Origin of the sequence: Novosphingobium rhizosphaerae, assembly GCF_050920675.1 — a bacterium.
GTDB lineage: Bacteria > Pseudomonadota > Alphaproteobacteria > Sphingomonadales > Sphingomonadaceae > Novosphingobium > Novosphingobium rhizosphaerae.
In genome coordinates, this window is the sequence record NZ_CP137861.1 from 1,647,182 (window position 1) to 1,664,825 (window position 17,644).

Sequence of the window (17,644 nt, forward strand, 5' to 3'; positions counted from 1 at the left end):
TTGACCGATATAAAGGTTGCTTTATATGGCTCATCTCATGAACCTGCTCGAATCCTTTCGCGCCCTGGCAGACCCCACGCGGCTGCGCATCATGCGGCTTTTGGCCAGCATGGAGCTGGCCGTGGGCGAATTGGCGCAGGTTCTGGGGCAAAGCCAGCCACGCGTTTCGCGCCATGTGAAGATCCTGTGCGATGCCGGCCTGGCCCAGCGCCGCCGCGAAGGTGGCTGGGTGTTCCTGCGCGCGGCCATTGCCGAAGCCAGCGCACGCCGCAACGCGCCATCCGAACTGGGCAATGCCCTGGCCCGTGCCCTGGCCGCGGCCGAAGCCGAAGATGCCGAGTTTGCCGCCCAGGTGCGTGAAGACCGCCAGCATCTTGATGCCATCCGCGCCACGCGCGAAGCGAGCGCGGCCGAATATTTTGCCCGCCACGCGGCCGATTGGGACGATCTGCGCAGCCTGCACATCGCCGATGGCCCGGTGGAAGCGGCGCTGATCGCCCTGTTGGAAGCGGCCGACGCCGGCAAGCCGCTGGGCCACATGCTCGATGTGGGCACGGGCACCGGGCGCATGGCAGAACTGTTTGCCGCGCGCGCCACGCACGTGACGGCACTGGACAAGAGCCCGGAAATGCTGCGCCTGGCGCGCACGCGGTTGCAGGGGCTGCCGGCGGGCCAGGTCGATCTGGTGCAGGGCGATTTCCTGTCCTTGCCGTTTGCCGATGGCACGTTCGAAACCGTGCTGTTCCACCAGGTGCTGCACTATGCCCTGGCGCCCGAGGCGGTGCTGGCCGAAGCCGCGCGCGTCTGCGCGTCGGGCGGGCGCATCGCCGTGGTCGATTTCGCCGCACACGATCGCGAAGACCTGCGCCTGGCCCATGCCCACGCCCGCCTGGGTTTTTCCGATGCCCAGATGGCCAAGCTGTTGAGCGATGCCGGGTTCGAGCCTCTGGCCGAACGCGCGCTCGCCGGGCACGAACTCATCGTCAAGCTGTGGACCGCCCGCCGCCGCGATGCCGGCGCACTCGCCACTCCTGCTTCCGCCTTTACCAAGAGCTGAGACCCATGACTCGTTACGACCAGCTGCGCGAGGCGCGCACCGCGCTCGACACACCGCTTTTCGCCGGCTTGCCTGGCGATATCCGGGTGAGCTTCGAATTCTTCCCGCCCAAGACCGACGCGCTGATGGCGCAATTGTGGGACGTGGTGCAGACGCTGGCCCCGCTGGCGCCCGAATTCGTCTCGGTGACTTATGGCGCGGGCGGTTCCACCCGCGATCGCACGCATGACACCGTGGCGCGCATCATCCGCGAGGCGCGCCTGCCCGCTGCCGCGCACCTGACCTGCGTGGATGCCAGCAAGGCCGAAATCCGCGCTGTCGCCGAAGCATACTGGGAAGCGGGCGTGCGCCATATCGTCGCCCTGCGCGGCGACATGGGCGCGCCGGGCGTGCCGTTCACCCCGCACCCCGATGGCTATGCCAACGCGGCCGAACTGGTGGCGGGGCTCAAGACCATTGCCCCGTTCGACATTTCGGTGGCCGCCTATCCCGAAAGCCACCCGGATTCGCCCAGCCAGGACGCCGATATCGACAACCTGAAGCGCAAGCTGGACGCGGGCGCGAGCCGCGCGATCAGCCAGTTCTTCTTCGAGCCGGAAACCTTCTTCCGCTTTCAGGACAAGCTGGCCGCCGCCGGGATCACCGCGCCGGTGCTGCCGGGCATCCTGCCGGTGTCGAACTTTGCCCAGACGCGAAAGTTTGCCCAGGCTTGCGGCGCGGCGCTGCCCGAATGGCTGGAAAGCCTGTTTGCCGGGCTCGATACCCATCCTGCCTCGCGCCAGCTGGTGGCGGCCACGGTTTCGGCCGAATTCTGCCGCCGCCTCTATGCCGGCGGGGTGCGCGATTTTCACTTCTATACGCTCAACCGTGCCGAGTTGAGCTATGCCATCTGCCACCTGCTGGGCCGCCGCCCACAGGGCGGCGCGGCTTTGGAGAATGCCGCATGAGCAATCTGACCCCCAGCGCCGCGCGTGCCGCGCTCTTGGCCCAGGCCGCCCAGCGCATCCTGATCACCGATGGCGCTTTCGGCACCGAGATCCAGAACCGCAAGTTGACCGAGGCCGATTATGCCGGCAACCTGGGCCTTGGCCACGACCAGAAGGGCAACAACGACATTCTGGCCCTGACCCGGCCCGACGTGCCCGAGGCGATCCACCGTGCCTATTTCCAGGCCGGGGCAGACATTGCCGAAACCAACACGTTCTCGGCCAACCGCATCAGCCAGGCGGACTATGGCGCCGAGCACCTGGTGCGCGACATCAACGTGGAATCGGCCCGCCTGGCGCGCCGTGTGGCCGATGAATTCGCTGCCGCCGATGGCCGCCCGCGCTTCGTGGCCGGTGCCATCGGGCCGACCAACAAGACGCTGTCGCTTTCGCCCGACGTGAACGATCCCGGCTATCGCGAGATCGACTGGGATTTCCTGGTGGAAGTCTATCGTGAGCAGGCCGAGGCCCTGGTGGAGGGCGGCGCCGATTTCATCCTGGTGGAAACGGTGTTTGACACGCTGAACTGCAAGGCCGCGATCATGGCGGTGAAAAAGCTGGAGCAGCAATTGGGCCGCGAAGTGCCGATCATGCTGTCGATGACGCTGACCGACCTTTCGGGCCGCAACCTGTCGGGCCATACGGTGGAGGCGTTCTGGTATGCCGTGCGCCATGCCAAGCCGGTGACGGTGGGCCTCAATTGCTCGTTCGGCGCCACCCAGCTGCGCCCCCATGTCAAGGCGCTGGCCGAAATCGCCGACACCCTGATCATGATCTATCCCAACGCCGGCCTGCCCAACGAACTGGGCCAGTATGACGAGGAACCCGAAACCACGGCGGGCCTGGTGGGCGAATGGGCGGTGGCCGGCCAGGTCAACGTGCTGGGCGGCTGCTGCGGCTCCACTCCGGCGCATATCGCCGCCATGGCGCAAAAGGTCTCCGGCCTCTCGCCGCGCCAGATCGCCAGGCCCGAACCGCTGACCCGCCTTGCCGGCCTCGAACCCTTTGTGATGATCAAGTGATGACTCAACAGACCAATTCCGGCTCGCGTTTCGTCAATGTGGGCGAGCGTACCAATGTCACCGGCTCGGCCGCGTTCAAGAAGCTGATCCTGGCCGGCGACTATGCCAAGGCCGTGGAAGTCGCGCGCCAGCAGGTGGAAAACGGCGCCCAGGTCATCGACGTCAACATGGACGAGGGCCTGCTCGACGCGGTCGAGGCGATGACCACCTACCTCAAGCTGATCGCGGCAGAGCCGGACATCGCCCGCGTGCCGGTGATGATCGACAGCTCCAAGTGGGAGGTGATCGAGGCGGGCCTGAAATGCGTTTCGGGCAAGCCGATCGTCAATTCGATCTCGATGAAGGAAGGCGAAGAGGCGTTCCTGCACCATGCCCGGCTGTGCATGGCCTATGGCGCTGCCGTGGTGGTCATGGCCTTTGACGAGAAGGGCCAGGCCGACACGCGCGAGCGCAAGGTGGAAATCTGCTGCCGCGCCTATGACCTCTTGATGGGCATCGGTTTTCCGCCCGAAGACGTGATTTTCGATCCCAACGTGTTTGCCGTGGCCACGGGGATCGAGGAGCACGATCGCTATGCCCTCGATTTCATTGAGGCGACGCAGGAGATCAAGGCGCGCTGCCCGCATGTGCACATCTCGGGCGGGCTTTCCAACCTCTCGTTCAGCTTCCGTGGCAACGAGACGGTGCGCCGCGCGATGCACTCGGTGTTCCTCTATCATGCCATTCCGGCGGGCATGGACATGGCCATCGTCAATGCCGGGCAACTCGACATCTACGACCAGATCGACCCGGTCTTGCGCGAGGCCTGCGAAGACGTGCTGCTGATGCGGCATCCCGATGCCACCGAGCGGCTGATCGCCCTGGCGGAAAGCTACAAGGGCAAGGACAAGGCGGCGGAAAAGGCCGCCGAGGAATGGCGCGGCTGGGACGTGGTGCGCCGGCTGGAACATGCCCTGGTCAAGGGGCTGGACCAGTTCATCGTCGAAGACACCGAAGAAGCCCGCGCAGCCATTGCCGCGCGCGGCGGGCGCCCGATCGAAGTGATCGAAGGCCCGCTGATGGAGGGCATGAACACGGTGGGCGACTTGTTCGGCTCAGGGAAAATGTTCCTGCCGCAAGTGGTGAAATCGGCCCGCGTGATGAAGAAGGCCGTGGCCCACCTCATCCCCTATATCGAGGCGGAAAAGCAGGCCGGCGCGCGCCCCAAGGGCCGCATCGTCATGGCCACCGTCAAGGGCGACGTGCACGATATCGGCAAGAACATCGTGGGCGTCGTGCTTCAGTGCAACGGCTATGAAGTGATCGACCTGGGCGTGATGGTGCCCTGGTCCAAGATCCTCGACACCGCGCGCGAGCACGATGCCGATATCATCGGCCTGTCCGGCCTGATCACCCCCTCGCTGGACGAGATGGTGACCGTGGCCGAGGAAATGCAGCGTGCCGGAATGACCATTCCGCTGCTGATCGGCGGGGCCACCACCAGCAAGGTGCACACCGCGCTGCGCATCGATCCGGCCTATGACGGCCCGGTGGTCCACGTGCTCGATGCCAGCCGCGCCGTGGGCGTGGCCAGCCAGTTGCTGTCTGACACGCAGGCTGAAGGTTTCATCAAGGCGACGGCGGACGAATACCAGCACGTGCGCGAGGCGCGGGCGGGCAAGGGTGGGTCCAAGCTGCTGCCGATCGAAGACGCGCGGGCCAATGCCTTCGTCGCCGATTTCGCGCACAAGCCGGCGCCGCCCGCGCAGCCGGGGCTGCACGTGTTTCCCGAATGGGATCTGGCCGATCTGGTCGAATGCTTCGACTGGACGCCGTTCTTCCGCGCCTGGGAACTGGCCGGCACTTATCCCGCGATCCTGGAAGACGCGGTGGTGGGCGAAAGCGCGCGCAGCCTCCATGCCGATGCCTTGGCCATGCTGGACAAGATCGTCAGCGAAAAGTGGCTGACCGCCAAGGGCGTCTGCGGCTTCTGGCCCGCCGCGCGCCATGGCGACGATGTGGTGCTGCACCCGGACGATGACGAGCGCATGGTGCGCCTGCCGTTCCTGCGCCAGCAGTTCGGCAAGAGCCGGGGCCGCGCCAATTTCTGCCTGGCCGATTTCATCGATCCGGCGGGCGATTGGCTGGGCGGCTTTGCCGTGGGCATTCACGGGATCGAGCCGCACCTGGCGCGCTTCCAGGCCGGGCACGACGACTATTCCGACATCCTCTTGAAGGCCCTGGCCGACCGTTTTGCGGAAAGCTTTGCCGAGCGGCTGCATCAATATGTGCGCACCACGCTGTGGGCCTATGCGCCGGGCGAGCAATTGACCAACCAGGCGCTGATCCGCGAGGAATATCGCGGCATCCGTCCTGCGCCGGGCTATCCGGCGTGCCCCGATCACAGCCTCAAGCCAGTGCTGTTCGACCTGCTCGATGCGCCGGGCAATGCCGGGATCGTGTTGACCGAAAGCCAGGCGATGCTGCCCACGGCGGCGGTTTCGGGCTTTTACTTCGCCCATCCCGACAGCCAGTATTTCGGCGTGGCCACCATCGGGCGGGACCAGTTGGCGGACTATGCCGCGCGGCGCGGGGTTGATCTGGCCGTGGCCGAGCGCTGGTTGCGGCCCAATCTGGACTGAGGCCAGCAACCTTTTGCCACAACAGGCGTTTTCACAGGCAGATGGCAACCATGCGGATGCCGCCCTTCCTGTGGAGACGCCTGATGGACCCCCGTCCTTTCCGGCCGCGGCTGACGATCGGCGGCGTGCCGGTCCATGCCATGCTGGTGCCCTTTCCCATCGCCTGTTTTACCGGGGCGATGCTGTGCGACATTGTCTATAGCCTGAGCCCGCAGGTGCAGTGGGCCAATTTCGCGCAGTGGCTGCTGGTGTTCGGCATGCTGTTCGGCGTGCCGGCGGCGGTGTTCGGTCTGGTCGATTTCCTGGGCAATCGTGCGGTCACGCGGCCGGGCACGGGCTGGCTGCACCTGGGCGGCAATGCCGTGGTCCTGGTCCTGGCGCTGATCAACAATTTCATCCACGCGCGTGACGGGTGGACCGGGGTTGTCCCTACCGGGATCACCCTTTCGGTGCTGACCGTGGTTGTGATGGTCGGCACCGGCTTCCTGGGGCACCGGCTGGCCTATGTTCACCAGCGGGGGGGGCGGCCATGACTGTCCGTCATACATTGGCCCGCGCCCTTGGCGCGCTTGCTCTGGCTTTGGCCGCAACGGCTTGCTCCAAGCCTGAGTTTCCCGCGCAGGAACAGTTCGGCAATACGCCGCGCCTGCCCGCGCCCAAGCAGTTCCTGTTTCCGCCCATGGGCCTGGCCACGCCGATCGGCTGGAAGGCCAGCGAGGCGCCCAGCGTGCCGCAGGGCTTTGCCATCCAGGCCTTTGCCCGCGACCTGGCCAATCCCCGTTCGGTACTGGGCCTGCCCAATGGCGATGTGATCGTGGTGGAAAGCGGCGATCCCGGCCTTGCTCCCACGCTGCGGCCCAAGGACATCGTCTTTGCGCTGACCATCGGCGCGGTCCACGGCAAGACCAAGCCGGGCAACCGCGTGCTCCTGCTGCGTGACAGCAACGGCGATGGCGTGGCGGACCAGCGCTATGTGCTGGCGGACAAGCTGTTTTCCCCGTTCGGCGTGGCCGTGGTGGACAACACGCTCTACGTGGCGGCCACCGATGCGATCCTCGCCTATCCGTTCACGCCGGGCCAGACCCGCGTGAGCGGCCCCGCCCGCGTGCTGGCAGAATTGCCCGGCGGCCCGATCGACCACCATTGGACGAAGAGCCTGGTCGCCAGCCCCGATGGCACCAAGCTCTACGTGGGCGTGGGATCGAACAGCAATATCGTGGAAAACGGGCTGGAAGCCGAAAAGGACCGCGCCCGCATTTTCGAGGTGGACCGCGCAACCGGCGCGATGCGCCCGTTCGCCACCGGCCTGCGCAATCCCAACGGCCTGACGTTCCGCCCCGGCACCAACGACTTGTGGGCCGTGGTCAACGAGCGCGACGAAATCGGCAACAACCTGGTGCCCGACTACATGACGCACGTGAAACCGGGCGCGTTCTATGGCTGGCCGTGGAGCTGGTATGGCCAGCATGTGGACATCCGCGTGCAGCCGCAGCGCCCCGACATGGTGGCCCGTGCCACGCCACCCGATTATGCCCTGGGGCCGCATGTCGCGGCGCTGGGCCTGGCCTTTGCCGACGGCCCGGGATTCCCGGCGCCATGGCGCCGCGGCGCTTTCGTGGGCGAACATGGCAGTTGGGACCGCACGCAGCTCAATGGCTATCAGGTGGCCTTCGTCCGCTTTGCCGATGGCAAGCCGGTGGGCCGGCCCGAGCCGTTCGTCACCGGCTTCCTCACCCCCGACCAGAAAAGCACCCATGGGCGCCCGGTGGGCCTGGGCTTCGATGCCAAGGGCGCGCTGCTGGTGGCCGATGACGTGGGCAACGCGGTGTGGCGCATCCGGCCGCGCTGACGGGGCGCGCCTCCTCCGCGTGGAGGAGGTGCGCGCCATTTACGGATGCTTGGGCGTCTCGTCGGCGTAGATTGCCACTTCGGGCGCCTGCGTGCTGCTGATCGAGCCGCGGAACATGCCGGCGGTGTTGAGCGCAAAGCCCACGTGGCCGTCGCGGTCCATCGCGATCAACCCACCATCGCCCCGATCTCGGCGATTTCGTCGATGGTGTCCTGCGCGGCTTCGCCCACCTTTTCACCGCGCCAGGCAATGCGGTCACACACCTGGCGGCCGGCCGATTGGCGGATGAAGTATTCGCCGGTGCCGGTGGCGGAAACGGCGCAAGTGCCGTCGCTGGCATACGTGCCCGCGCCGATCAGCGGGGTATCGCCGATGCGGCCCCAGCGCTTGCCGGTGAGCCCGCCGGTGGAGGTGGCGGCGGCCAGGTGCCCGTGCACGTCGCGCGCGACGGCGCCCACCGTGCCATAGCGATGTTCGGGCCGGGGCGTGGCATAGAGCACGCGGGGCGAGAGCGCGCTGATCTTTTCCTTCTTCCACTCGAGATATTCGTCCCAGCGCTTCTGCGTGAAGAAGTACTTGGGATCGACCTGCTCAATGCCCTGTTCGCGGGCGAACTGGTCTGCGCCGGCCCCGGCCAGAAGCACGTGGCGCGAATGCTCCATCACCGCGCGCGCGGCCATGATCGGGTTCCTGGTGGTGGTCAGTTGCGCCACGGCGCCGGCTTCGCCGGTGCTGCCGTCCATGATCGCGGCATCAAGCTGGTTCTTGCCCTCGGCATCGAACACCGCGCCGCGCCCGGCGTTGAACTGCGGATCGTCTTCCAGCACGCGCACCGCGGCTTCTACTGCATCGAGGCTGGATCCACCGGCCTTGAGCACCGCCGATCCCGCGGCCAACGCGGCTTGCAACCCGGCGCGATAGGCGGCGTCTTGCGCCGGGGTGGTTTCCCCGCGCGGCGCGGCGCCGGCCCCGCCGTGGATGGCGAGCGACCAGCCGGCATCGGCGGGATAGGGCACGTTGGCCAGCTTGCCGGCCTTGACGCTGGCAGTGCCGGCAAAGGCAGGCGCCGCAACCTTGAACGTGTTGAGGTCCAGCGTGCTGGCCGGGCCAATCCCGGTTACCTGCACCGCGGGCCAGTCAAGCGGCTGGCCGGGCTTGGCGGCGGGCGCATCGGTGGGTTGCACCAGCCAGGCATAGGTGCCCGACGGGCCTTTGAGCCGCGCGATCCCCGCGCCATCGACGATCAGCGAAGCGCCTTCGTCCACGCCCAGACCCACGGCGGCCTTGTCCGCCGTTGTCGCGCGCGTCTTGGCAACGAAGGCGATCAGCCGGCCCAGCCGATCGCGGCGGGTGAAATGGGTGTCGGTCACCACGTGGGCCATGCGCGGCAGGTGGAGGAAATCTTCCACCATGGTCACACCCGGCCCCAGCGGATCGCGCAGCGATGGCCCTGACGTGGCACTGCCGCCATCCATTGCGCCATAGACATGGCCGCCCAGCATGGCGAGGCCGGCGCTGGTGCCACCGATCGGCCGGCCATTGGCGACCAGCTTGTCGAGCGCGGTGGCCAGCGGCGTGCCCTGCCAATAGCGCACGTAGCGCGCCTGGTCGCCCCCGGCGATATAGACACCATCGGCCTTCGCCACGGCGGCAAGCACGGCCGGATCGCTGGCGGCCTTGCGATCATCGAACACGAAGGTTTCCACCGAGGTGACGCCACCGATGCTGTGCATGAACTCTTCGCCGGCGTCCCCGGCGCCAGAGGCGCGCAGCACCACGATGTGCCCGTGCCCGGCCTGGGCCACGAACCAGCGGAAGGCATCTGTATCCCATTCACCACCGCCAGCCAGCAAGAGGCCGGGCGAAACCTTGGCGGGGGTGGGGGCGGCAAGATCGCCGATGACATAGCGGGTATAGCCCGCTTCCGACGCGTGCGCCGCGCCACTGGCCAAGGCCAGCACCCCGGCCACTGTGATCACCCCCTTGCGCCAGAACTGCATTCCCGATGCCCTCATCTTGCCATGTGCCGCTGTGGTTAGCGTGTAACAGTTGCGATTGATACTGAATAAATTGGCGATTTGACGTTGCACCTGTGTGTCACTTGCAACCATAAGCAACATATAGAGGCGCGATCACAGGGGGCTGTCAATCATGCGCAAATCAAAAGCTGGGTTGGTTCTGGGCGGCGCGTGGAGCGCCTTGGCATTGGCGGGTGCGGGCTATGCCCAGGAAGCGCCTGCGGGCACGCCGGCGATCACCCAGTTGCCACCCACGGCCCGCGCGGACGATGTGCCCACGCCCGAAAGTGCCATCGTGGTGCTCGGCAGCCGCATTCCGCGCGTGGAGCTGGAAGGGCCGGCGCCGGTCACCGCGGTGACGTCGCAGGACATCCTGCGCAACGGCTATCAATCGGTGCCCGACCTGTTGCGCGCCTTGACGCAGAACGGCGGCGAAACGCAAAGCCAGCAATCGGGCAACGGCGCGGCCTTCACCCCCGGCGCCCAGCAGGTGGACTTGCGCGGCCTTGGCCCCAACCACACGCTGGTGCTGGTCAACGGCCGGCGGATTGCCGACTTTCCCCTGCCGTTCAACGGGCAGAGCAATTTCACCGACATTTCCAACATCCCGGTCGGCCTGATCGAGCGGGTGGAAGTGCTCAGCGGCAGCGCTTCGGCCATCTATGGCTCAGACGCGATTTCCGGCGTGGTCAATTTCCAGCTCAAGAAAAGCGTCGATGGTACGCGGATCGACTATCGCTATGGCGATACGCAGCATGGCGGCGGCGCCTCGCATCGCCTGACGCTGACCACCGGGTGGGAAGCAGGCGCGTTCCACGGCGTGATCGGGGTGGAAGGGCTCTATCAAAAGCCGTTGTGGCAATACCAGCGCGCTCGGCAGGATTCCGTGCTCGACGATCCCACCGGCGGCCTGGCGCGGCGCACGTTCCTGCGCACCGATGAATACACCGACTATCTCGATCCCGGCGCGGCCACTTGCGCGGGCCTGTCCAACCTCAACGGCGGCAGCACGATCTATACCAGCCGCCCGCGCTATGGCGCCGATGGCGGGCCAGGCTATTACTGCGGATCGAACAGCTCGATCGCCTATGGCACGATGATTTCCGAGCGGAAATCGGTGAACGCGTTTGGCGCGATCGGGCTCGACCTGCCCAACGGCATGGAACTGTTCACCGATTTCCAGGCCAGCTACAGCAAAGTGGCGCTGCTGCCCGATGTGCTGACGTGGTATTACGAAACCGCCGACGGCAACCAGGAGGGCACGTTCTACAACACGCAGATGCCCACCAGCCTCAATTCGACCAAGCTCGACAACTGGTATCGCCAGTTCACGCCCGAGGAAATGGGCGGCCTGCAGAACGGAATGACGCGCAACCGCTCGATCAGCTTTACCGTCACGCCGGGCCTGCGCGGCAAGTTCGGCAAGAACCAGGCCTGGGCCTATGAACTCTCGCTCAACCACTCGGAATACCGCAGCAAGGTTTCCTTCCCGCAAGTGGTGATCTCCAAGGCCAATGCCTTTTTCCTGGGCGCCCAGCAGGGCGTGGACGAAGACAGCGGCTATGCAATCTTTTCGGCCGATCCCACGCGGCTGTACACCCCGCTGACCACGGCCGAATACAATTCGATCACCGCCAACGCGATCTACAAGCCCCGTTCTTACACGGACAACCTGGCGTTCAGCCTGACCAACGGCGAAGTGCTGCGCCTGCCGGCTGGACCGGTGGGCGTGGCCCTGGTGGGCGAATATGGCGGGCAGGGCTATGACCTGCGCCCCGATCCCAAGGCGCTGGAGCACTATTACGTTGGCCTGACCGACAGCGACGGCAAGGGCAGCCGCCGCCACTGGGCGCTGGGCGGCGAACTGCGCGTGCCGGTCACCAGCTTCCTCCAGCTGTCGGGCGCGGCGCGCTATGACCATTTCCACGTGGTCGACAACAGCTTTGGCAAGGCCACCTGGAACCTCGGCGCCGAACTGCGCCCCACCAGCCGGCTCTTGCTGCGTGGCGCAATGGGCACCGGCTTCCGCGCGCCAGATCTGCATTATGTCTTTTCCGGCAATGGCGACACCCATCCCGATGGCACCGATTACCTGACCTGCCGCCGCGAAAACGCGGGCGCGAACTACAGCGATTGCGACGATTACGAAGTGGGCATCACCAGCCACCGCAGCGGCAATCGCAAGTTGAAGCCAGAAACCAGCAAGTCGATCAACGCCGGGGTGTTCTGGCAGCCGGATCGCGCGATCGACCTGTCGGTGGATTACTTCAAGGTCACCCTGTCGAACCAGGTGCTGGACCTGAGCAAGGATGAACTGCTGCGCCGCGAATCCGATTGCGTGCTGGGGGAAACCACTTCGGGCGCGGCGGTGAATGCCAATTCGCCCACCTGCCTCGATGCCATCGCGCGGGTGCAGCGCTATGCCTCGGGCGCCTTTGCCGGGCAGCTCCAGGGGGTTTACGTCAACCCGATCAACGTGGCGCGCGAGCAGACCGACGGGATCGACGTGGCGCTGCATTGGCGCGCGTCAGAGATCAAGGGGCTCGGTTTCCTGACCTTCGGCCTGGGCTATACTTATGTGTTCAACCACACGTTCCGCCAGTATGAAGGCGACGCGCTGATCAACAAGCTGGCCTACGACAGCGGCTATGACATCCCGCGCGACAAGGGCACGGCCAGCCTGACGCTGGTGAGCGGCAAGCTGACCACCACGCTGCAGGGCCAGCGCCTGGGCCGCCTGCCGAACTACGACGAGACCGCCTATATCGACGCGACGACCACGTTCAACCTGTCGGCCCAGTACAAGATCACCGATTATGTGCAGCTGTCCGGCACGGTGACCAACCTGTTTGACACCAGCCCGAACGTTGATCCCACTTATGGCAGCTATCCCTATTACGACATCTCGTGGTTCGATGGCGTGGGCCGCAGCTTCTATGTGCAGCTGACCTGGAAGCTGGGCGGCAAGGGGCTGTAACACCGCCAGTCCATCATGTGGCAGGGTGCGGCGCGCGCACCCTGCCATGGGCCTTAGCGGCAGATCCGCACGCGTTCGTGATGGCGCCACACGATGCGGCAATTACGATGGTAATTGCGGCGTTCCCAGCGGCGATGCTCCCAGGCGCGGCGTTGCCAGCCGTGGCGGTCGCCCCGGTCCCAGCCGCGATGGTCGCGGTTGTCCCAGCGCTGCGCATGTTGCCACCTGTCCGGGTGGGCCTGCGCGGCAGCGGGGGTGAGCAGCGCGGCGGCCAGGGCCACGCCTGCGATCTTGGTCAGTTTGGCAAACATTGCTCTTCCTCCGTTAGGTCCTCAACGTTGGAAGAAATGTCTGCGCCTTTCGGAATGTTCCCTGTCTGAACGGGTTTGTGAGCCAACGTTCATCGTCGTGGGCGTGCGCGTCTGGCCCTGTTTACCCGCACTGTCCGCGATGCAGCAGCTTCTGGTCGGCCAGGACCAGCGCCATCATCGCTTCCACCACCGGCACGCCGCGAATGCCCACGCAAGGGTCGTGGCGGCCCTTGGTGAACAGTTCGGTCGCCTCGCCCTCGCGGGTGATCGTGGGCATGGGGGTGAGGATCGAGGACGTGGGCTTGAACGCCACGCGCACGGTCACCGGCTGGCCGGTGGAAATGCCCCCGGCAATGCCGCCGGCATGGTTGGCCAGGAATTGCGGGCCGTGGTTGCCGCCATCGTCGCGCGGGCGCATCGGATCGGCATTGCCTTCACCGGTGTTGGCCGCCGCGGCAAAGCCATCGCCGATTTCCACGCCCTTGACCGCGTTGATGCCCATCATCGCATGGGCGAGTTCGGCATCGAGCTTGGCATAGAGCGGCGCCCCCCAGCCGGCGGGCACGCCCGTGGCCACGCATTCCACCACGGCACCGAGCGAAGACCCGGCCTTGCGTGCCTTGTCGACCAGGGCTTCCCAGCGCACGGCGGCGGCCGCATCGGGGCAGAAGAACGGGTTCTGGCCGATCTGTGCGGCATCGAAATTGGCCATGTCGATGGCGTCGCCGCCGATCGCACTGACCCAGGCCAGGATCGTCACTTCGGGGATCACCAGCCGCGCCACGCCGCCCGCCGCCACCCGCGCGGCGGTCTCGCGCGCGGAGGAACGCCCGCCGCCGCGATAGTCGCGAAAGCCGTACTTGGCGTCATAGGCATAGTCGGCATGGCCGGGGCGATAGGCCTTGGCCACTTCGGAATAGTCTTTCGAGCGCTGGTCGGTGTTCTCGATCATCAGGCTGATCGGGGTGCCGGTGGTGCGCCCTTCGAACACGCCCGACAGGATCTTCACCTGATCGGGTTCCTGCCGCTGCGTGGTAAAGCGCGATTGGCCCGGGCGGCGCGCATCCAGATAGGGCTGGATCATGCCTTCATCGATCGCCAGTCCCGGCGGGCAGCCATCGACCACCGCGCCCAGCGCGGGTCCATGGCTTTCCCCCCAGGTGGTGAAGCGGAACAGGTGTCCGAAGGAATTGATGCTCATGGCGCCCGGCTCTGTCCCAAGCCGCGCGAAAAGTCCACCGCTTCAGAATTCGTCCCAGTTTTCCCCGCCCACGGCCTTGGCCACGGTCTGGGGCGGCGGCGCTGGCGGCGCTGGCGGCGGGGGCAGGGCTGGCGTGGCGGCCACCGGCGTTGCCGCCTCGGCACTGGAAACGCGCACTAGGCGGGGGCCCCCCACGGGGCGCGCGGTGCCCTGCATGACCACGCCGCTCAGCGAATCGCGGCGGTCTTCGGGCCGCCCCTGGGCGCGGGTTTCCACGTTGCGGGTGCGGAAACTGCCGACGAGTTCGGACAGCTTGCCCGCCTCGGCCGCCAGGGCGCGGGTGGCGGCGCTGGTTTCTTCCACCATCGCCGCGTTCTGTTGGGTGGCGCGATCCATTTCGCCCACGGCATCGTTGACCTGGCCGATGATGTGGGCCTGGCCATCGACGGTGCCCGAAATGTCGGCCACCACGCGGTTGATGTCGCCCACCCGCTCCAGGATCTGGCCCAGGATCTCGCCGGTTTCGCGCACCAGCGCCACGCCATCGGCCACATGCGCGCCCGACTTGGCGATCAGTTCCTTGATGTCCTTGGCAGCATCGGCGCTGCGCTGGGCCAGCGCGCGCACTTCGGTGGCGACCACGGCAAAGCCCTTGCCCGCGTCGCCGGCGCGCGCGGCTTCCACCCCGGCGTTCAGCGCCAGCAGGTTGGTCTGGAACGCGATACCATCGATCACGCCGATGATCTGGCTGATTTCCTGCGATGATCCTTCGATCGCGGCCATCGCACCCACGGCGCGCGTCACCACTTCGCCGCCTTCGTTCGCCTGCTTGTGGGCTTGCTCCACCTGGCGGTTGACGTCGCCAGCGCGGGCGGCGGTGTCGCGCACCCCGGTGGTCACCTGCTGCACGGCGGCGGCGGTTTCTTCCAGGGTTGCGGCCTGGCGCACGTTGCGCTGGGCCAGATCCTCGGCGGCGCCGCTGATCTCGCGCACGGTCCGGGCAAGCGAGGATGCCCCCACGCGCACCGATCCCAGTGCCCCGGCCAGCGTGGCCTGGGTCTGGTTGAACGTGGCACGCAAGGGTTCGAAATCGGGCGCAAAAGGTTCGCTGATGCGGTATTCCAGGTCCCGCGCGGCCATGCGGTCCAAACCCTTGGCCAGGGCACCGACCACCTGCTCCTGCGCTGCATCGGTGGCGCGCTTGGACAGGGCGGTCTGGCGGAATACGGCCGCGGCAGCCTCGATCTGCGCCACTTCGCTCCCCATGGGATCGCCGGCGATGTCTTGCGAATAGTCGCCGCTGGCCATGGCGCGCAGCATGGTGGTCACCCCGGAAAGCGGCTGCACCACATCGTGGCGCACGTGGCGCACAACCCACACCACGGTGGCGCCGAGCAGCACCACCAGCAGCCCGGTCAGCGCCAGGCCCACTTCCATCAGCCATTGCGATGCCTCGCCATCGGCGGCGATATCAACCTGCATCTGCGCACCCAGCTTGTCCTGCACCGCCTGGAACGCGTCGAACGCGTCGGTAAAGGTCTGCTGCGCGGTGCGCAGGTCGGTGTTGGCGCTGTCGATCTGCTCGACCAGCGCGCGCGCCGCGGCGGCATAGGCCTTTTGCCGGGTCTCGGTTTCGGTGAACAGCGCCTGTTCGTCCCGGCCATGCGCGGCCGCGAACACTTGCGCATAGGACTTTTCCAGCGCGGCGATATCGTTGGCGAAATTGGCCAGTTCGGCCTTGTGCGCGGCAGGGTCGTTGCGGGCGACCGCGTCCTTGATGCGGAACACGTCGCTCTCGCTCGCATCGTGCTTCATGTCGCCATACATCTGCATGCGCAGCACCCAGGCCGAGGTGGCCAGGTGTCGGGCATGGGCCTGCATCAGCACTTGCAGCGTGGTGGAAGCGATGATCTGCACCAGGCAGATCCCCACCAGTGCCGTTACGCACATCATCACACTTTGCCGGATCGAGGCTGGCTTGGCAAAAGACATGCAGATTTCTCCCGAGACACAGGACACGCGAGGACAAGACACGGAGCGCGACACGGGTTTTGGTATTTGGCTTGTTGGCAGCTTGAACTAGTCGGAGTTGGCGAATTTCAGGCAAATGCCCGATCAGGATTTCATGCTATCATGCCAAGGTGATGTATCCGATCCGGCGGTATCGTTACGGCTGGATATGGCGGCCCAATCTGGCTATGCGCGCAACCCATGTACCTGGTCGTCTTTCGCAACCGCAAGCAGGCGGGCATCGATGCTGCCGCCTATTCCGCCGATGCCCAGGCGATGGAGGACCTGGCCCGCGTCCAGCCCGGCTTCCGCAGCTTCAAGTCCTACCTGGCCGATGATGGCGAAGTGATCGCCCTGTCGGAATGGGACAGCGAGGATGCCGCCCTGGCCTGGCGCAAGCAGGCTGACCATGCCCGGGTCCAGAGCCGCGGCCGCGCTGATTACTATCAAAGCTATACCCTGTTTGCCGGCACCCCCAGCCGCATCCACCATTTCGAGCGGAGCGAAGCATGAGCCTGACCCTCTATGGCATTCCCAATTGCGACACCGTGAAAAAGGCGCGCACCTGGCTTGACGGGCAGGGGCTGGCCTACGCGTTTCACGACTACAAGAAGCAGGGCGCCGATGCGGCCCAGGTTGCCGGCTGGGTGGACCAGGCCGGGCTCGACAAAGTACTGAACAAGGCCGGGACCACGTTCCGCAAGCTGCCCGATGCCGACAAGACGGACCTGACCACCGACAAGGCCGTGGCCCTGATGGTGGCGCAGCCTTCGCTGATCAAGCGGCCGATCGTGGAGCATGACGGCGGCCTGCTCGTGGGGTTCAAGCAGGCCGAATGGGAAGCCGCGCTCAGCCGCGCGTGACCGTCACGATATAGTTCAGCGCCAAGTCGTCAGACAGGTGCAGGCCCTTGGCCGGGCCCCAGGCAATGCCTTGCGGGTTGCCCATCTTGAGGCCGGCCGCGTCCAGCAGGTCGTGCAGTTCGATCGGGGTGATGAAATCGTCCCAATGGTGGGTGCCGCGCGGCACCATGCCGAGCCGCTCGGCCGCTTCCACCATCAGCAGGCGCGAGGCCGGCGTGCGGTTGGGGGTGGATAGCACCATCAGCCCGCCCTGGCCCAGCGTCGCCTCCAGCGCGGCAACGAACGCCGCCTTGTCGGCCACGTGCTCGATCACTTCCATCGACGTGACGAGGTCGAAGCCGGCGAGGCCAAGCTCTGACAGTTCGCCGTGGCGATAGTCGATCGCCAGGCCCGCGCCATCGGCATGCGCGCGCGCCGCCGCGATGTTTTCCGCCGCCGCATCCACCGCCGTCACGGCTGCCCCCATGCGGCACAACGGCTCTGCCAGCAGCCCCGCGCCACAGCCCACGTCCAGCGCGCGCTTGCCGATGAGCGGCCGCAGCCCGCGCGGATCGGCGCCGAAATGGGCATCGATCGCGGCGCGGATGAAAGCGAGGCGCACCGGATTGAGCCGGTGGAGCATGGCCGATTGGCCCTTCGGGTCCCACCAGTCGGCCGCCAACTTGCCGAAATGGGCGGCTTCCTCGGGCCGGATGGTCTGCGCGTTCAAGGATGTTGCATTGCTCATGC

At 66.3% G+C, this 17,644-nt stretch carries 13 protein-coding genes and 1 pseudogene; 9 read left to right on the top strand and 5 right to left on the bottom strand.

The features are described 5' to 3' along the window. Positions 1-37: 37 nt before the first annotated feature. From R9J51_RS07620 to R9J51_RS07645, 6 genes are all read left to right on the top strand, one after another. A complete protein-coding gene (locus tag R9J51_RS07620) occupies positions 38-1,057 on the top strand; it encodes an ArsR/SmtB family transcription factor (protein ID WP_432787926.1) in 1,020 nt (339 codons plus the stop codon). A 5-nt stretch (positions 1,058-1,062) separates the two neighbouring features. Further along, entirely contained in the window at positions 1,063-2,004 is a 942-nt protein-coding gene (metF, locus tag R9J51_RS07625) for a methylenetetrahydrofolate reductase [NAD(P)H] (RefSeq protein ID WP_169473450.1), read from the top strand. Beyond that, entirely contained in the window at positions 2,001-3,065 is a 1,065-nt protein-coding gene (locus R9J51_RS07630; RefSeq protein WP_179506307.1) for a homocysteine S-methyltransferase family protein, read from the top strand. The genes metF and R9J51_RS07630 overlap by 4 nt, the downstream gene beginning before the upstream one ends. Beyond that, positions 3,065-5,686, top strand: a complete 2,622-nt coding sequence (metH, locus tag R9J51_RS07635) for a methionine synthase (protein ID WP_179506308.1) — start codon at positions 3,065-3,067, stop codon at positions 5,684-5,686. Before R9J51_RS07630 ends, metH begins: the two co-directional genes overlap by 1 nt. Positions 5,687-5,769: 83 nt before the next feature. Then, a complete protein-coding gene (locus R9J51_RS07640; RefSeq protein WP_179506309.1) occupies positions 5,770-6,219 on the top strand; it encodes a DUF2231 domain-containing protein in 450 nt (149 codons plus the stop codon). Continuing rightward, positions 6,216-7,535, top strand: a complete 1,320-nt coding sequence (locus R9J51_RS07645; RefSeq protein ID WP_179506310.1) for a PQQ-dependent sugar dehydrogenase — start codon at positions 6,216-6,218, stop codon at positions 7,533-7,535. Before R9J51_RS07640 ends, R9J51_RS07645 begins: the two co-directional genes overlap by 4 nt. A 39-nt stretch (positions 7,536-7,574) precedes the next feature. Here R9J51_RS07645 and R9J51_RS07650 read toward each other — a convergent pair. Beyond that, positions 7,575-9,655: pseudogene (locus R9J51_RS07650) on the bottom strand (isoaspartyl peptidase/L-asparaginase). 31 nt (positions 9,656-9,686) lie between these two features. On the opposite strand from R9J51_RS07650, the gene R9J51_RS07655 reads away from it, so the two are divergent. Next, positions 9,687-12,530, top strand: a complete 2,844-nt coding sequence (locus tag R9J51_RS07655; RefSeq protein WP_179506312.1) for a TonB-dependent receptor domain-containing protein — start codon at positions 9,687-9,689, stop codon at positions 12,528-12,530. Between the two features lie 53 nt (positions 12,531-12,583). Here the strand turns inward: R9J51_RS07655 and R9J51_RS07660 are convergent, their stop codons facing one another. The 3 genes from R9J51_RS07660 to R9J51_RS07670 form a co-directional block, all read right to left on the bottom strand. Then, positions 12,584-12,841, bottom strand: coding sequence for a hypothetical protein (locus tag R9J51_RS07660; RefSeq protein ID WP_168553964.1), 258 nt, complete (start codon positions 12,839-12,841; stop codon positions 12,584-12,586). Positions 12,842-12,962: 121 nt separating this feature from the next. Beyond that, positions 12,963-14,042 (bottom strand): chorismate synthase, encoded by a 1,080-nt coding sequence (aroC, locus tag R9J51_RS07665; RefSeq protein ID WP_169473462.1) that lies wholly within the window; start codon positions 14,040-14,042, stop codon positions 12,963-12,965. A gap of 42 nt (positions 14,043-14,084) precedes the next feature. Beyond that, positions 14,085-16,034, bottom strand: a complete 1,950-nt coding sequence (locus tag R9J51_RS07670) for a methyl-accepting chemotaxis protein (protein WP_179506313.1) — start codon at positions 16,032-16,034, stop codon at positions 14,085-14,087. 219 nt (positions 16,035-16,253) lie between these two features. On the opposite strand from R9J51_RS07670, the gene R9J51_RS07675 reads away from it, so the two are divergent. Beyond that, on the top strand, positions 16,254-16,565 hold the full coding sequence (locus R9J51_RS07675; RefSeq protein ID WP_179506314.1) for an antibiotic biosynthesis monooxygenase family protein: 312 nt from the start codon (positions 16,254-16,256) through the stop codon (positions 16,563-16,565). Next, positions 16,562-16,915: an arsenate reductase gene (locus tag R9J51_RS07680; RefSeq protein ID WP_179506315.1), complete on the top strand. Its 354-nt coding sequence runs from the start codon at positions 16,562-16,564 to the stop codon at positions 16,913-16,915. The genes R9J51_RS07675 and R9J51_RS07680 overlap by 4 nt, the downstream gene beginning before the upstream one ends. Here R9J51_RS07680 and ubiG read toward each other — a convergent pair. Further along, positions 16,902-17,642, bottom strand: coding sequence for a bifunctional 2-polyprenyl-6-hydroxyphenol methylase/3-demethylubiquinol 3-O-methyltransferase UbiG (gene ubiG / locus R9J51_RS07685; RefSeq protein ID WP_179506316.1), 741 nt, complete (start codon positions 17,640-17,642; stop codon positions 16,902-16,904). The genes R9J51_RS07680 and ubiG overlap by 14 nt on opposite strands. Between the last annotated feature and the right edge of the window lie 2 nt (positions 17,643-17,644).

Bases quoted from the DNA above. Each gene is read 5' to 3' on its own strand.
- aroC (WP_169473462.1), bottom strand. From the start codon at position 14,042: ATGAGCATCAATTCCTTCGGACACCTGTTCCGCTTCACCACCTGGGGG.
- R9J51_RS07680 (WP_179506315.1), top strand. From the start codon at position 16,562: ATGAGCCTGACCCTCTATGGCATTCCCAATTGCGACACCGTGAAAAAG.
- metH (WP_179506308.1), top strand. From the start codon at position 3,065: ATGACTCAACAGACCAATTCCGGCTCGCGTTTCGTCAATGTGGGCGAG.
- R9J51_RS07675 (WP_179506314.1), top strand. From the start codon at position 16,254: ATGTACCTGGTCGTCTTTCGCAACCGCAAGCAGGCGGGCATCGATGCT.
- R9J51_RS07630 (WP_179506307.1), top strand. From the start codon at position 2,001: ATGAGCAATCTGACCCCCAGCGCCGCGCGTGCCGCGCTCTTGGCCCAG.
- metF (WP_169473450.1), top strand. From the start codon at position 1,063: ATGACTCGTTACGACCAGCTGCGCGAGGCGCGCACCGCGCTCGACACA.
- R9J51_RS07670 (WP_179506313.1), bottom strand. From the start codon at position 16,034: ATGTCTTTTGCCAAGCCAGCCTCGATCCGGCAAAGTGTGATGATGTGC.
- R9J51_RS07620 (WP_432787926.1), top strand. From the start codon at position 38: ATGAACCTGCTCGAATCCTTTCGCGCCCTGGCAGACCCCACGCGGCTG.
- R9J51_RS07640 (WP_179506309.1), top strand. From the start codon at position 5,770: ATGGACCCCCGTCCTTTCCGGCCGCGGCTGACGATCGGCGGCGTGCCG.
- R9J51_RS07645 (WP_179506310.1), top strand. From the start codon at position 6,216: ATGACTGTCCGTCATACATTGGCCCGCGCCCTTGGCGCGCTTGCTCTG.
- ubiG (WP_179506316.1), bottom strand. From the start codon at position 17,642: ATGAGCAATGCAACATCCTTGAACGCGCAGACCATCCGGCCCGAGGAA.
- R9J51_RS07655 (WP_179506312.1), top strand. From the start codon at position 9,687: ATGCGCAAATCAAAAGCTGGGTTGGTTCTGGGCGGCGCGTGGAGCGCC.
- R9J51_RS07660 (WP_168553964.1), bottom strand. From the start codon at position 12,841: ATGTTTGCCAAACTGACCAAGATCGCAGGCGTGGCCCTGGCCGCCGCG.